Consider the following 15039-nt stretch of genomic DNA (forward strand, 5'->3'; position numbering starts at 1 on the left):
ATCGAGCCCTTGCGCGCGCCGGTCAGGCCCATGATCGCGCGCAGCGTGGTGGTGCGCCCGGCGCCGTTGCGGCCCAGCAGCGTGACCACCTCGCCTGGGTTCACGGTCAGGTCGACGCCGTGCAGGATGTGCGATTCGCCGTACCAGGCGTGCAGCCCCTTGATTTCCAGGGCGGGAGTAATGGCTGTGCTCATGTGTCGTCCCCGGCCTCAGTGCGCGCCCTGCAGTTCCGCGTCGGCGGTGCCCATGTAGGCCTCCATCACGCGCGGGTCCCTCGACACTTCCGCATACGGGCCTTCGGCCAGCACCGCGCCGCGCTGCAGCACCGTGATCTTGTCGGCAATCGACGAGACCACGCTCATGTTGTGCTCCACCATCAGGATGGTGCGGCCCGCCGAGACCTGCTTGATCAGCTGCGTGACGCGGTCCACGTCCTCGTGGCCCATGCCCTGGGTGGGCTCGTCGAGCAGCATCAGCTCGGGCTCCATCGCCAGCGTGGTGGCGATCTCCAGCGCGCGCTTGCGCCCGTACGGCAGGTTCACCGTGAGCGTAAGCGCGAACTCGGTCAGGCCGACCTGGTCGAGCAGCTCCATGGCGCGGTCGTTGAGCACATCGAGCGAGCGCTCGCTGCGCCAGAACTGGTACGCGGTGCCAAGTTGCCGCTGCAGCCCGATGCGCACGTTCTCCATCACCGTCAGGTGCGGGAACACCGCCGAGATCTGGAACGAGCGGATCACGCCGCGCCGAGCGATCTGCGCCGGCTTTTCCCGTGTGATGTCGATGCCGTTGAATAGGATGGTGCCGGTGGTCGGCTCCAGGAACTTGGTGAGCAGGTTGAAGCAAGTGGTCTTGCCCGCGCCATTGGGGCCGATCAACGCATGGATCGAGCCGCGGCGCACCCGCAGGTTGACGTCGCTCACCGCCGTGAACCCCTTGAACTCCTTGGTGAGGTTCCGCGTTTCCAGGATGGTTTCCTGCTGGTTCATGTCTCCTGCCCGCCCTCTTGCTGAACTGCCGGGGTGATGCCCGGCACTGACAATGGTCCGAACCGGCCTTGTAGGCCCTTACTGCCGCTTGTTCCGTCAGGCTCGCCGTGGTTGCCGGCCAGGCCTGCGGGTTTTATCTGTGCGGGGCGGCTCCCGCGCGGGTGTCGGCGGCGGCATGGCATGTGCGGCCGGAGCACCCTGTGAGGCGTCTATTGTGTGCGCCTGTTGCATCGCAAAACATCGGGGTTTGCACTATGAAACATGAACCAAGTGTCAGTTTTTTTGCGGCCGCACAAGCGCCGCTCGGGTCACACGACCACCGCCCCGCCGGTGGTCATGTGGCGCGGCGCTTCAAGCGCTCGACGCCGCTGTCACGGGCACGGAACCGGCTTCGGCCTGCGCCTGCGCCGGGCTTGCCACTTCAGTCGGCATGGCGCGCTGCCTGCGGTCTTCGCGGATCATGTCGCTGGCGCGCTCGGCGATCATGATGGTCGGCGAGTTGGTGTTGCCCGACGTGATCAGCGGCATCACCGAGGCGTCGACCACGCGCAGCCCCTGCACTCCCAGCACGCGCAGCCGATGGTCGACCACCGCCATGGGATCGTCGCCGCGGCCCATCTTGCAGGTGCCCACCGGATGGAAGATGGTGGTGCCGATATTGCCGGCGGCTTCGGCCAGTTCGTCGTCACTCTGGAACGCCGGTCCCGGCAGCCATTCCTCGGGCCGGTACGGCGCCAGCGCCGGCGACGCGACGATGCGGCGCGTGAGCCGGATCGAATCGGCGGCGACCTTGCGGTCCTCGTCGGTCGACAGGTAGTTGGGCGCGATCACCGGCGCCTGGCGGAAATCCGCGCTGCCGGCATGCACGCTGCCGCGCGAGGTCGGGCGCAGGTTGCAGGCGCTGGCGGTAAAGGCGTTGAAGGCATGGAGCGGATCGCCGAACTTGTCCAGCGACAGCGGTTGCACGTGGTACTCGATGTTCGGCCGCGCCTGCGACGGATCCGAGCGCGCGAACGCGCCCAGCTGCGATGGCGCCATGCTCATCGGCCCGCTCTGGTTGAAGGCGTACTGCACGCCGATGCAGAACTTGCCCCACAGGCTGGCGGCGCGCGTGTTCAGCGTGCGCACGCCGTTGACCTTGACCACGCTGCGCAGCTGCAGGTGGTCCTGCAGGTTCTCGCCCACGCCGGGCAGCGCGTGGCGCACCGGAATGCCCAGCGCCTGCAGCCGTTCGGCCTGGCCGATGCCGGACAGCTCGAGCAATTGCGGCGTGTTGACCGCGCCGGCGGCGAGGATCACCTCGAGCGTGGCCGCCGCCGCATGCGCGCGGCCGCCGCCCAGATAGTTGACGCCGGTGCAGCGGCGCCCGTCGAAGCTCAGCCCGCTCACCTGCGCGCCGGTGACGATGGTCAGGTTGGGCCGCTCCGAGGCGCGCCGCAGGAACGCCTTGGCGGTATTCCAGCGGATGCCGCGGCGCTGGTTCACTTCGAAATAGCCGACACCGAAATTGTCGCCGCGGTTGAAGTCGTCGGTGCGCGGGATCCCCGCTTCCTCGGCGGCATCGGCAAAACGCTCCAGGATGTCCCAGCGCAGGCGCTGCCCCTCCACGCGCCATTCGCCGCCCGCGCCGTGGAATTCGCTTGGGCCGCGGTGATGGTCTTCGCTGCGCTTGAACAGCGGCAGCACGTTGTCCCAGCGCCAGCCGTCGTCGCCGGTCAGCCGCGCCCACTCGTCATAGTCCTCGCGCTGGCCGCGCATGTAGATCATGCCGTTGATCGACGAGCAGCCACCCAGCACGCGCCCGCGCGGATAGCCCAGCGAGCGCCCGTTCAGCCCAGCTTCGGCTTCGGTGCGATAGAGCCAGTCGGTACGCGGGTTGCCGATGCAGTAGAGGTAGCCCACCGGGATGTGGATCCAGTGGTAATCGTCCTTGCCGCCGGCTTCCAGCAGCAGCACGTTGACGTCCGGGTCCTGCGTCAGCCGGTTCGCCAGGACACAGCCGGCCGAACCGGCCCCCACGATGATGTAGTCGAATGTCTCCATGGCGCCTGTTATGGTGATGGTCGGGTTTATTTCGCCACCGGCATGGTGAACTCCGCGCCCTTGGCGATCGAGTCCGGCCAGCGCTGCATCACGCTCTTGTAGCGCGTGTAGAAGCGCACGCCCTCTTCGCCATAGGCATGGTGGTCGCCGAACAGCGAGCGCTTCCAGCCGCCGAACGAATGCCACGCCATCGGCACCGGGATCGGCACGTTGATGCCGACCATGCCCACCTGGATCTGCCGCGCGAACGCGCGCGCGATGCCGCCGTCGCTGGTGTAGCACGACACGCCGTTGCCGTACTCGTGCGCGTTGATCAGCGCCACCGCCTCGGCAAAGTCGTGCACCCGCACCACCGACAGCACCGGGCCGAAGATCTCTTCCTTGTAGATCGTCATCTCCGGCGTCACATGGTCGAACAGCGTGCCGCCGACGTAGAAGCCGTTCTCGTGGCCGTCGACCTGGTGGCCGCGGCCATCGGTCACCAGCGTCGCGCCCTCGGCCACGCCCCTGGCGATATAGCCCTCGACCTTGGCCTTGTGCGCGCCGGTCACCAGCGGGCCCATCTCGGCATCGGCCTCCATGCCGTTGCGGATCTTCAGCGCCCGCGCGCGTTCGGCCAGCCGCGGCACCAGCTGGTCGGCCACCTCGCCGACCGCCACCGCCACCGAGATCGCCATGCAGCGCTCGCCGGCCGAGCCATAGGCGGCGCCGATCAGCGCGTCGACGGCCTGGTCCAGGTCCGCGTCGGGCATCACCACCAGGTGGTTCTTGGCGCCGCCCAGCGCCTGCACGCGCTTGCCGTGCCGGGTGCCTTCGGTATAGATGTACTCGGCGATCGGGGTCGAGCCGACGAACGACAGCGCCTGCACGTCGGGGTGCGCGAGCAGCGCGTCGACCGCTTCCTTGTCGCCCTGCACCACGTTGAACACGCCATCGGGCAGGCCGGCCTGGCGCAGCAGATCGGCAATCAGCAGGCTCGGCGACGGATCGCGCTCGGACGGCTTGAGCACGAAGGTATTGCCGCACGCCAGCGCCACCGGGAACATCCACATCGGCACCATCACCGGGAAGTTGAACGGGGTGATGCCGGCCACCACGCCCAGCGGCTGGCGCAGGTTCCAGTTGTCGATGCCGCCGCCGATGTTGTCGGTGAAATCGGTCTTGAGCAGGTTGGGGATGCCGCAGGCGAACTCCACCACCTCGATGCCGCGCGTGACCTCGCCCTTCGCATCCGAGAACACCTTGCCGTGCTCGCGCGTGATCAGCGCGGCGAGATCGTCGTGGTGCTGGTCCAGCAGTTCCTTGAACTTGAACAGGATGCGCGCGCGGCGCAGCGGCGGGGTGTCGGCCCACGCCGGGAAGGCGGCCTTGGCGGCGGCGACGGCATCGGCCACGTCCTGCGCGGTGCCCAGCGCGACGCGCGCGGCGACTTCGCCAGTGGCGGGATTGAATACGTCGGCCAGGCGCTGCGAGGCGCCGCGTGTCTGCCGGCCCGCAATACTATGGCCGATGATGGCCTGCACTGCGCTGGCCTCTGCAAGGATGTCTTCCACTTCCGCTCCTGAATGCTGGTTCCCCGGAGCGATTCTGCCTCCGGTCCGTCCCGTCTATCTTTGCGTCTGGTGAAGACGCTGCCACGCTGCGCCGCGCCCCGCCTCCGCCACGTATGGCGTGCGGCACAAGACTTCGGGCCATGGTTGAGCGCAAGCTTGGTGCAGTTGCGCGGCCCCGTCCAATGATTTATCGTCAATCGCAATATAAGCCGCGCAAAATATTGCGACGCACCACCGCCAACCTCGCCCCGCCCCTTGGACCTCCACCACCTGCGCGCCTTTGTTGCCGTCGCGCGCGAAGGCAACCTGACCCGCGCCGCGCAGCGCCTGCACCTGACCCAGCCCGCGGTCAGCCTGCAGCTGAAGGCGCTGCAGTCGGCCTGGCGCGTCCGGCTGTTCGAACGCACCGCGGCGGGCCTGACGCTGACCGCCGACGGCGCCGCGCTGCTGCCGCTGGCCGAGCGCATCCTCGATGGCGTGGGCGACCTGCAGCACACCGTCAACGCCATGCATCACACCGTGCGTGGGCGACTCGCGATCGGCACTATCCTCGATCCGGAATTCACGCGGCTGGGCCCGATGCTGCGCACGCTGGTCGAGCGCCATCCGCAGATCGGCACGGAGCTGCGCCACGGCATGTCGGGCTGGGTGCTGCAGCAGATACGCAGCGGCGCGCTCGATGTGGGCTTCTACCTCGGGCAGCCGGCGGAAGCCGGCTTCCACGCACTCACGCTGACACCGTTCTCGTATTACGTGGTCGCGCCCAAGGGCTGGAAAGAGCGCACCGCGCTGCGCTCGTGGGCGCAGCTGGCGACGCTGCCATGGATCTGGACACCGCCCGAGTCGGCGCACAACCGGCTGCTGTCGGCGCACTTCGCGCAGGCGGGCGTGGACCCCGCCACCGTGCCCAAGGTGGCGCACGTCGACCAGGAAGCATCGATGCGCGACCTGGTGCGCTCCGGCGTGGGGCTGTCGCTGGTGCGCGATGCGATTGCGCTGCGCGAATCGCATGCGCACGGGCTGGTGATCGTCGAAGGGGTCTCGGTGCAGACCGAGCTGACCCTGGTCTGCCTGACCGCGCGCCGCGACGACCCGGTGGTCGCCGCGATATTCGGTGTCGCCGAATCGGTGTTCCGTACCTAGCGCTGCGGGCTGGCCAGCCGGCGCTGCAGCCAGCCGGTCAGCGCCGCGAACACTTCGCCGCGCAGCGGCTGCGCTTCATTGAAGATCTCGTGGTAGCCGTGGTCGAACCAGACCTGTTCGCGCAAGTCGGGCGGCGCACCGTCGAAGAAGGCGCGGCTGCCGGCCGGGTCGACCACGCGGTCGGCGCCGCCGACCAGCATCAGCGTGGGTGCTTCCAGCAGCGCCGCGTCGGCCTGCGCCTGCGCCATGCCGCGGATAAATCCTTCCAGCACGCCGGCGCTGATGGTGGTCTGCACCAGCGGATCGGCGCGGTAGGCGGCGACCACCGCCGGGTCATGCGACAGGTGCCGCGCATCGATCGGATTGGGCACGCGCAGCCGCGGCGCCAGCGTCAGCAGCACGCGGTGCAGCGTCAGCGCCGGCCGGGACAGCCGCAGCGCCAGCGCCGGCGACGACAGCACCAGCGCGCGCACCGGTCGCACCCGCGCGGTGGCAAAGCGCGCCGCGATCAGCCCGCCCATGCTGTGGCCGAGCAGGATCGGCAGTTCATGCCAGCCCGGCACCGCGGCATCGTAGATCTCGGCCAGGTCGTTCAGGTAGGCGTCCGGATGGTCCACGACCATGCGCGCGCCGCCGCTGGCGCCGTGGCCGCGCAGGTCGAAGGCGCGCACGCGCAGCCCCAGGCCGCACAGCAGATCGGCGACATGCTGGTAGCGCCCGGCGTGTTCGGCAAGCCCGTGCACCAGCAGCACCGAGCCGAGCGGTTCGGCAAAGCGAGCCGGGTCGGGTTGCCAGGTACGGAGCAATAGTTCGGTGCCGTCACGCATGCGCTGGCGGCTCTGCACCGGCGCATGCGCGCCCGCCGGGCTTGCGGCGGCGGGGCTGGCAACGCCGGCCATGGCCGGATCGTCCGTCATCGGCTGTTCCATTTGCACAGGTCTCCTGCCGGCGCGCGCGGGCCAGGCGCGACGCCAGCTATCGTTGTTGTTATGGAGTCCGCTGCGCCGGCATGTGCCGGCCCTGCCATGGCTGCAACCGGGGTTTAAGCCATCGCTTGGCCATCGCCTAGCCGTGGCAGGCCGGCACGTCCGGCTGCGCCATGTCGGCCAGGATCGGGCAGTCAGGGCGGTGGTCGCCACTGCAGTGCCGCGCCAGCTCGCGCAGCGTGTCGCGCATAGCCGCCAGTTCGGCGATGCGCTGCTCCAGGTCGGCCACATGCCGCAGCGTCAGCGCCTTGACGTCGGCGCTGGCGCGGTCGCGGTCGTGCCACAGCGACAGCAGGTTGCGGATCTCGTCGAGCGAAAATCCGAGATTACGGGCACGCCGCACGAAGCGCAAGGTATGCACCGCGCGTTCGTCATAGCGGCGGTAGCCGCCTTCGGTGCGCGGCGGCGTCGCCACCAGCCCGATCGATTCATAGTGGCGGATCATCTTGGCCGATACGCCCGAGGCCTGCGCCGCTTCGCCGATATTCATCACTCGCCTCCCTGGGCCGCGGCGGAAGCGGCCGGCGCGGTGCCGGCCTGGGCGCGCCAGCGGCGCAGCAGCAGCGCATTGCCGACCACGCTGACGCTGGAGAACGCCATCGCCGCGCCCGCCACCACCGGATTGAGCATGCCTGCCGCGGCCAGCGGAATGCCCACCACGTTATAGAAAAAGGCCCAGAACAGGTTCTGGCGGATCTTGCGCACGGTGCGGTGCGAGACCGCCAGCGCATCGGCCACCAGCGCCGGGTCGCCGCGCATCAGCGTGATGCCGGCGGCATGCATGGCGACGTCGGTGCCGGTCGACATGGCAATGCCCACGTCGGCCGCGGCCAGCGCGGGCGCATCGTTGATGCCGTCGCCCACCATCGCCACCACCGCGCCATCGCGGCCCAGCGCCTGCACACGCGCGGCCTTGTCTTCGGGCAGGACTTCGGCCTGCACGTCATCCAGCCCAAGCGCCTGCGCCACCCGCGCCGCGGCGCCGGCGTTGTCGCCGGTCAGCATCACCGTGCGCACGCCGGCGGCGCGCAGCCTGGCGATCGCCGCCGGCGCGCCCGGCTTGATGGCATCGCCGAACGCGACCAGCCCGGCCACGCGCGGCGGCGTGGTCTGCACCAGCCACGACACGGTGCGCCCTTGCGCCTGCAACCGCTCCGCCACCGCGGCCAGCGCGCCGGCCGGCGCACCAAGCGACTCGCGCAGGCGCTCGCTGCCCAGTTGCAGCGCCTGGCCGTCGACCACGCCGGCAATGCCGCGGCCCGGCAGGGCCTGCACGCCGCCGGCCACCGGCACGGCGATGCCGCGCGCCTGCGCCGCGGCCAGCACCGCCCGCGCCAGCGGATGCTCGCTGCCGGCCTGCAGCGCGGCCAGCTGCGCCAGCAACGCGCTGCCGTCGGCGTCGGCAGGATCGGCCGCATGCAGCGCCACCACTTCGGGCTTGCCCACCGTCAGCGTGCCGGTCTTGTCGAACGCCACCACCCCGACCCGGTGCGCGACTTCCAGCGCCTCGGCGTCCTTGATCAGGATGCCGGCGCGCGCGCCGGCGCCGGTGCCGGCCATGATCGCGGTGGGCGTGGCCAGCCCCAGCGCGCACGGGCAGGCGATCACCAGCACCGCCACGGCATTGAGCAGCGCCGCTTCCCAGTCGCCGGCAAAGAGACCCCAGCCCAGCACCGTCACCAGCGCAATGACCAGCACCACCGGCACGAACACCGCACTGACGCGGTCGACCAGCCGCTGGATCGGCGCCTTGGCCGCCTGCGCGTGCTCGACCATGCGGATGATGCGCGCGAGCACGGTCTCGGCGCCCACCGCCACGGTGCGCGCCACCAGCAGGCCCTCGAAATTGATGGCGCCGCCGGTAATGCGGTCGCCGGGCTGCTTGGGCACCGGCAGGCTTTCGCCGGTCAGCATCGATTCATCGGCATGGCTGGTGCCTTCGACCACCTCGGCGTCCACCGGGATGCGCTCGCCGGGGCGCACCACGATTTCGTCGCCGACGGTCACGGCGGACAGCGGCACGCTGTACTCGGCACCGCCGCGCCGCACCCGCGCGGTATCGGGACGCAACGCCGCCAACGCGCGGATGGCATCGGCGGTCTGGCGCTTGGCGCGCGTCTCCAGCCACTTGCCCAGGCGCACCAGCGTGATCACCACCGCCGCGCTCTCGAAGTACAGGTGCGGCATGGCATCGGCTGGCGTGCGCCACATCAGCCACAGCGACAGCCCGTAGGCGGCGGTGGTGCCGAGCGCCACCAGCAGGTCCATATTGCCCGCGCCGGCGCGCACCGCCTTCCAGCCGGCCTTGTAGAAGCGCCAGCCGAACACGAACTGCACCGGCGTGGCCAGCAGCCACTGCACCCACGCCGGCAGCATCCAGTGCACGCCGAACCATTCCAGCACCATCGGCGCTACCAGCGGCAACGACAGCGCCGCCGAGATCGCCACCGGCCACGGGCCGTCCCAGAACGCCGGGCGCGTGGCCTGGCCGGGCTGGGCCGTGGCGCCCGCCTGCACCGCATCGGCCACCGGCGTCGCGCCATAGCCGGCACGCGCGACCGCGCTGACCAGCGCCGCGGCATCGGCGGCGCCGCGCAGCAGCGTCACGCTGGCGCGCTCGGTGGCCAGGTTGACGGTGGCCTCGACCACGCCCGGCACGGCGCGCAGCGCCTTTTCGACCCGCGCCACGCACGAGGCGCAGGTCATGTCGGCGATATTCAGTTCGAGGGTGTCGCGCGGCACGCTGTAGCCGGCGTCGGCCACGGCACGCGCGGCGGCGGGCAGCACCGCGGCGGACGCCGCGCGCAGCGTGGCGGCCTCGGTAGCCAGGTTGACGGCCACGTCACGCACGCCCGGCACCTTGGCCAGGGCCTTTTCGACGCGTCCCACGCAGGAAGCGCAGGTCATGCCTTCGACCGGCAGCCGCCACTCGGGCATGGCGTCGGCGGACGGGTGGTAGTCCGTGCGGACCGGTTGGGGAGCGAGCACAGCGCTGGAATCTGGCATGGTTCTGAGTCATCCACAGTGTCGATGTCAGCATCATGGACCTTACCATCATTGGAAGGTCAAGGGCCGCTGCAGATGACGCCAGCACCACCTTCACAACAGAAATTTCCCCTTGCGCTTCCCATCGTGGCAAGGTTCACACTGAATCTGTCGCGGCCCGATGCCGCGTTTCCATCCCGTTCAGGAGCGTTCCAGCATGATCCAGTTCCAGGTAGAAGGCATGACGTGCAACCACTGCGTCGGCGCCATCACGCGCGCCGTGCTCGCCGTCGACCCCGCCGCGCGCGTCAGCGCGGATGTGCCGGCCCAGTCCGTTCGCGTCGACAGCGGCGCCGACACGCAGGCGTTGCGCGAGGCCATCGAGGAAGCCGGCTATCCGGTCAGGTCGGTGGCCTGAGCCATCGCCTTGGCAGCAAAAAGGGCGCCCCCGGGCGCCCTTTTGCTTGTGGTGTGCCGCGCTCAGAAGCGGTAGCCCACGTTCAGGAACGTCACCACCGGATCGATCTTGATCTTGGTGTGCGACTGGATCGTCACCGGCCCCGCCTGGGTGGTGAACGAGGCCCGGGTCGACACCGGCACATAGGACACGGACAGGCCGACGAACCAGTTGTCGTTGATGGCGTAGTTGGCGCCGATATTGAACACCGGGTTCCACGACGGCTTGGCGCTCGCGGTCATGCGTGCCCCCGGCGCGAACTCGTGGTTGACGAAGTTCTGGTTGGTGATGGTCTCGTCGGTGAACCAGGTGTAGTTCACGCCGATGCCGACATAGGGACGGAACTTGGTCTTGGCGTCGAAGAAGTGGTACTTGACCACCAGCGCCGGACTCCACTGCTTGACCGAACCCAGCTTGCCATACTGGGCGTAGTTGCCGGTCCCCTTGACGTCATGCTTGGGGGGAATGCCCGCAACGATCTCGCCGGAGATGTTGTCGGTAAAGTAGTGGCTGAAGGCCAGCCCCAGCGTGTCGGCGGACTCGATTTCCGCGCCGGTGTTGGGCCGGGTCATGCCGACCGGGCGGCCGCCGATGCTGTCCACGGTCAGCGGATCGGCGGAGCTGTTCGGCATCACGCGGAACCAGCCCAGGCTGACGATATTGCTGCCCGCGGACTGCGCGTGTGCGGCTCCGGTCAGCGCCATCACGGCGCCCGCGGCCAGCATCTTCTTATAGGTCGATTTCATAATCCTCATACTCCTCATTCGGTAACTGCCGCGTGCATTATCCGGCGAGCCCGCGCCGGGTTGTTTCATCAATGACACGGATTCGTAGAGGCTGCCCCCTAAAAGGAGGGTTAACCATGAGGAAATGGCGTGGCAGCGGCACTATCGGCCACCATCCGCTGCCTCCACGCAACGGTTTATGTGGGCTGGCGGGAAAAACCCTTACACAGAAGCGGTTTTCGGTGCCGGGCGCGCAACAGCAGCTGCGCGCCCGCATACGCCAAAGCCGTCAGGGCGTGACGATGGCGAAGTTCGGCTCGGCCTTGTCCATCAGCCCGGCCCACGCCGCCAGCGCCTGCGGGTCCCCCTCGACGCGCGCGCGGCCCGCCTGGGTTTCTGCCGTCAGCGTGGTCTGGCCGGCCAGCACGCCCATCAGCACGGCGCGCGGTATGGTCAGGGTGGCCTGCGGCGCGGCGTGCTGCGCGTCGGGCTTGTAGCGGAACACGCCGTTCTCCACGGTCAGCGCGAAACGCTTGCCGGTGTCCGGCTGTACCCAGTTCAGCGCCAGCGTCTTGCCGGCGGCACGGTCGCCGTTCAGGCTGATCGCCAGGTAGTCCAGGAACATGGTGTCGGTCATCGCGCGCAGCACGTCCGGGCTGCCGGCGCGGCGGCCGGTCTTGGGCGGGCCGGCGCGCAACTCGGCGGCGCCGCTCAGGTAGGCGTTGCGCCAGGTCGACGATTCCGCCTGGTAGCCAAGCTGCTCCAGCGCATCGGCCTCGAGCTGCCGCGCCGCCTGGTTGGAAGGGTCGGCAAAGACCACGTGCTTGACCACCTCGGCAACCCAGCGGTACTCGCCGCGCGCATAGGCGACGCGGGCCTGCTCCAGCACGCGCGCCGCGCCGCCCATGAATTCGACATAGCGCTTGCCCGCCTCTTCCGGCGGCAGCGGGTTCAGGTTGGCCGGGTTCGCGTCATACCAGCCCAGGTAGCGCTGGTACACCGCCTTGGCGTTGTGGCTGACGGTGCCGTAGTAGTCGCGCAGGTGCCACTCGCTCGCCAGCGAGGGCGGCAGCTTCACGCGCTCGGCGATCTCGGCCGGCACGTAGCCGAGGTTGGCCAGCCGCAGCGACTGGTCGTGGATGTACTTGTAGCCGTCGCGCTGCTTGCCCAGGTAAGTGACGATCTCCTGGCGGCCCCAGGTGGGCCAGTGGTGCTGGGCGAACAGCACCTCGGTGCGGGCGCCGAAACGGTCGATGGTCTCGTCCAGCGCGCGCCACCACTGGTTGGCGTCGCGCACCTGGGCGCCGCGGATAGTGTAGAGATTATGCAGGTTGTGGGTGGCGTCCTCGGCGGCGCACAAGGCCTGCCATTGCGGGAAGTACATCAGCATCTCGGCCGGGGCCTCGGTGCCGGGCGCCATCAGGAATTCGATCTGCACGCCGTCGACGGTGCGGGTGTCGCCGGTCTTGTGAATCAGGTCGGTCGGCGGGATCAGCGTCAGCGTGCCCTGCGCGACGGCCTTGCCCAGCCCCACGTCCACCTGGCCGGTGGCCGAGCGCGGCAGGTTGAAGCCATACATATACTGCGCGCGGCGGCTCATGGCGTTTCCGGCGAAGACGTTCTCGCTGACGGCTTCTTCCATGAAGCCTTCCGGCGCCAGCACCCTGACCCGGCCGGCCTTGACGTCGTCCTCGCTGATGACGCCCTTGACGCCGCCGAAGTGGTCGCCATGGCTGTGGGTGTAGATCACCGCCACCACCGGCTTCTTCGGCCGGTGCCGGAAGTAAAGCTCGAGGCCGGCGCGCGAGGTTTCCATCGCGGTCAGCGGGTCGATCACGATCAGGCCGGTATCGCCCTCGATGATGGTCATGTTGGCGATATCGAAGCCGCGCACCTGGTAGATGCGATCGGTCACCTGGAACAGGCCATGGTGCAGGTTCAGGCGCGCCTGGCGCCAGAGGCTGGGATTGACCGTGGCGGGCGCGGTTTCCGGCTTGAGGAAATCGTATGGCTCCAGTGTCCACACCACGTTGCCCCTGGCGTCGCGGATCTCGGTCTGGTCGAGCGTGCCGATGAAGCCGCGGCGCGCGGCGTCGAAGTCGCGCCGGTCCTGGAACGGAAGCTGCTGCAGTACGGCAGCATTGGCACGGGCGGTGGCATCGGTGGCGGGCTTGCCTGCGCCGGCGGCGGGGGCGGCACCGGCGGTCCCCGCAAGGCTCAAGGCGGCGGCCAGCGCGGTGGCGGCGGCAAAGGCAGTCGGATTCGGCATCTTGGTCTCCTGGATCCTGCGCCCGGCGCGGGCAGGCGGCCGGCAGCGCTTATATCATTGTGCTGAACGTTCAGTACAATTCAGGAGTTTGCTGGCAGACCTCGTCTGCTGTCAAATAGAGCCCGGCCGCCGACGCCTTGTCCCGCTCCACCTTTTGCCGCTCCACCTTTTGCTGCCCCACTTTTTGCCGCCCCCATCCATGCCACCGACCCGCCAGTCCGCCGAGCGCACCGCCCCCACCCCCGCCGCGCCGGTCGCCAAGAACCGGCGCGGGCTCGAAACCCGCGAACGCGTGCTCGCGGTCACGCGCGGGCTGATCAGCGCGCATGGCTACGCCGAGGTGACGCTCGATCAGATTTCGGCCGAGGCCGGCGTCGCCAAGAGCAGCCTGCTCTGGCATTTCGGCAGCAAGGAGATGCTGCTGGCGGAGGCCGCCACCAGCCTGTTCCGCCAGATCGGCGAGGCGCTGGGCGCCGAGCCCCACCACGGCAGGACCGCGGCGCGGCGGCTCGAGAACAGCTTCGACGGCGTCGCCGACTATCTCACCGCCAATCCCGAAGCCAAGGGCGTGGTGCTGGCCCTGCTGTTTTCCGGCAGCGTGCCGGCCAGCGTGCGCGAGGAAATCCGCCGCAGCTGGGATAGCCACGTGCAAGACCTGGTGGCCGCGCTGTCGGCGCCCGGCCGTCCGCTGCCCGCGCCGATGGCGCGCCTGATGATCGCCGCCATCCACGGCTGCTACTGCCACTGGTACGCCAGCGACCGCAGCGAACCGATCGCCGCCTTCCTGGCGCCGGCGCGCGACCTGTTCGCCGACTGGCTGCGCGAGCGCGACCGCGAGCGCTGATCAGCCGCGGCTGGCGAGCACGCACGCGGCCAGGTCCCACAGCGCATAGCCCACGCTCTTGAACACCAGCGGGCTGCCGGTGCGCGCGCGGATCGCGTCGGCCTGCAGGATCGCGGTCTCGAACGGCTGCACCTCGGCCCAGTCGATGCCGGCCTGGAGCAGGTCGCCCGCCTCGTCCTCGATGCCGAACAGGGTATCGGCCAGCAGCCGCCCATGCTCCGCGGCGGCATGGCACAGCGCCGGCGGCAGTTCGCACATGTCGGGCCGGAAGGCGCCGACCGCGGCAATGAAGTGATGGTCGCGCCAGAGGCCGCTGTCCAGGTCCGGCAGCACCGGGCTGCGGCTCGAAGTCACCGTGACCACCATCGACACGCGCGGCAATACCGCCGCGACCGATTCGGCCACCTGCGCTTCCAGCCCCAGCGTGCGCGCATGCGCGGCCAGCGCCTCGGCCTTGTCGCGCGTGCGCGAATGCAGCCACAGCCGGCGCACGCCCAGTCCGGCGACGAAGGCCTCCAGGTGCGTCAGCGCCTGCACCCCCGCGCCGACGATCAGCAGCTCGCCATCGGGGCGCGCGGCAAAGCGCTGCGCCGCCAGCAGCGACACCGCCGCGGTGCGCCGCCCGGTGACGGTGGGACCGTCGAGCATGGCGATGCGCGCGCCGGTATGCGCATCGGCCACCACCACTTCACCGAGGATGCTGGGCAGGCCGCGTTGCGGATTGCCGGGATGCACGGTGATGTTCTTGGTCATCACCAGCCGGCGATTGCGCGCGGGCATGACCAGCAGCGTGCCCGCCCCCTGCTGCGTGTCGCCGACCGGCAGCGCGATGCGCGGCGGCGCCATGGCGGTGCCGTCGCGCAGTTCGGCCAGCATGTCGGCAATGGCTTGCGCCAGTTCGGGATACGGCAGGCGCGCCGCGGTGGCGGCGGCATCGAGGGCAACGAGGGACATGCGCGGGCTCCTGCGGAATATGTCGAAGCGCCATTATTGCCCACGGCCACCGGCGTTGGCCGCGGCGCGGGTCCGAGCACTTCGATACGAGCCT

Annotated in this window: 13 protein-coding genes; 3 read left to right on the plus strand and 10 right to left on the minus strand. The window is 69.5% G+C overall.

Annotated features, from left to right (window positions below):
* From FHX60_RS23725 to FHX60_RS23740, 4 genes are all read right to left on the minus strand, one after another.
* Positions 1-194 (minus strand): ATP-binding cassette domain-containing protein (locus FHX60_RS23725; protein WP_183284824.1); only part of this gene is annotated, 194 nt, incomplete at its 3' end.
* Positions 195-209: 15 nt separating this feature from the next.
* A complete protein-coding gene (locus FHX60_RS23730; protein WP_183284825.1) occupies positions 210-986 on the minus strand; it encodes an ABC transporter ATP-binding protein in 777 nt (258 codons plus the stop codon).
* Between the two features lie 351 nt (positions 987-1337).
* Complete coding sequence (locus FHX60_RS23735) at positions 1338-3029, minus strand: GMC family oxidoreductase (protein WP_092318360.1); 1692 nt, start codon at positions 3027-3029, stop codon at positions 1338-1340.
* A 26-nt stretch (positions 3030-3055) separates the two neighbouring features.
* Positions 3056-4552, minus strand: coding sequence for a CoA-acylating methylmalonate-semialdehyde dehydrogenase (locus FHX60_RS23740; RefSeq protein WP_375790551.1), 1497 nt, complete (start codon positions 4550-4552; stop codon positions 3056-3058).
* Positions 4553-4837: 285 nt separating this feature from the next.
* Between FHX60_RS23740 and FHX60_RS23745 the strand changes: the two genes are divergently transcribed.
* Positions 4838-5725, plus strand: a complete 888-nt coding sequence (locus FHX60_RS23745) for a LysR family transcriptional regulator (protein WP_183284827.1) — start codon at positions 4838-4840, stop codon at positions 5723-5725.
* Here FHX60_RS23745 and FHX60_RS23750 read toward each other — a convergent pair.
* From FHX60_RS23750 to FHX60_RS23760, 3 genes are all read right to left on the minus strand, one after another.
* Positions 5722-6654, minus strand: a complete 933-nt coding sequence (locus FHX60_RS23750) for an alpha/beta hydrolase (RefSeq protein WP_183284828.1) — start codon at positions 6652-6654, stop codon at positions 5722-5724. The genes FHX60_RS23745 and FHX60_RS23750 overlap by 4 nt on opposite strands.
* Positions 6655-6790: 136 nt before the next feature.
* A complete protein-coding gene (gene cueR, locus FHX60_RS23755) occupies positions 6791-7201 on the minus strand; it encodes a Cu(I)-responsive transcriptional regulator (RefSeq protein ID WP_092315540.1) in 411 nt (136 codons plus the stop codon).
* Positions 7201-9717, minus strand: a complete 2517-nt coding sequence (locus FHX60_RS23760; RefSeq protein WP_311730599.1) for a heavy metal translocating P-type ATPase — start codon at positions 9715-9717, stop codon at positions 7201-7203. Before FHX60_RS23760 ends, cueR begins: the two co-directional genes overlap by 1 nt.
* Positions 9718-9913: 196 nt before the next feature.
* On the opposite strand from FHX60_RS23760, the gene FHX60_RS23765 reads away from it, so the two are divergent.
* Positions 9914-10114, plus strand: coding sequence for a heavy-metal-associated domain-containing protein (locus FHX60_RS23765; RefSeq protein WP_112775950.1), 201 nt, complete (start codon positions 9914-9916; stop codon positions 10112-10114).
* A gap of 62 nt (positions 10115-10176) precedes the next feature.
* Here FHX60_RS23765 and FHX60_RS23770 read toward each other — a convergent pair whose 3' ends face one another.
* Positions 10177-10899, minus strand: coding sequence for an OmpW/AlkL family protein (locus tag FHX60_RS23770; RefSeq protein ID WP_092315534.1), 723 nt, complete (start codon positions 10897-10899; stop codon positions 10177-10179).
* A 268-nt stretch (positions 10900-11167) separates the two neighbouring features.
* Positions 11168-13147, minus strand: coding sequence for an alkyl/aryl-sulfatase (locus FHX60_RS23775; protein WP_183284829.1), 1980 nt, complete (start codon positions 13145-13147; stop codon positions 11168-11170).
* Positions 13148-13346: 199 nt separating this feature from the next.
* On the opposite strand from FHX60_RS23775, the gene FHX60_RS23780 reads away from it, so the two are divergent.
* Positions 13347-13991, plus strand: a complete 645-nt coding sequence (locus FHX60_RS23780) for a TetR/AcrR family transcriptional regulator (RefSeq protein ID WP_183284830.1) — start codon at positions 13347-13349, stop codon at positions 13989-13991.
* Here FHX60_RS23780 and FHX60_RS23785 read toward each other — a convergent pair whose 3' ends face one another.
* The gene (locus tag FHX60_RS23785; protein ID WP_183284831.1) at positions 13992-14945 is read right to left on the minus strand and encodes a delta(1)-pyrroline-2-carboxylate reductase family protein; all 954 of its coding nucleotides are present in this window, start codon (positions 14943-14945) and stop codon (positions 13992-13994) included.
* Positions 14946-15039: the final 94 nt, after the last annotated feature.

Origin of the sequence: Cupriavidus alkaliphilus (genome assembly GCF_014191175.1) — a bacterium.
Classification (GTDB): domain Bacteria; phylum Pseudomonadota; class Gammaproteobacteria; order Burkholderiales; family Burkholderiaceae; genus Cupriavidus; species Cupriavidus alkaliphilus.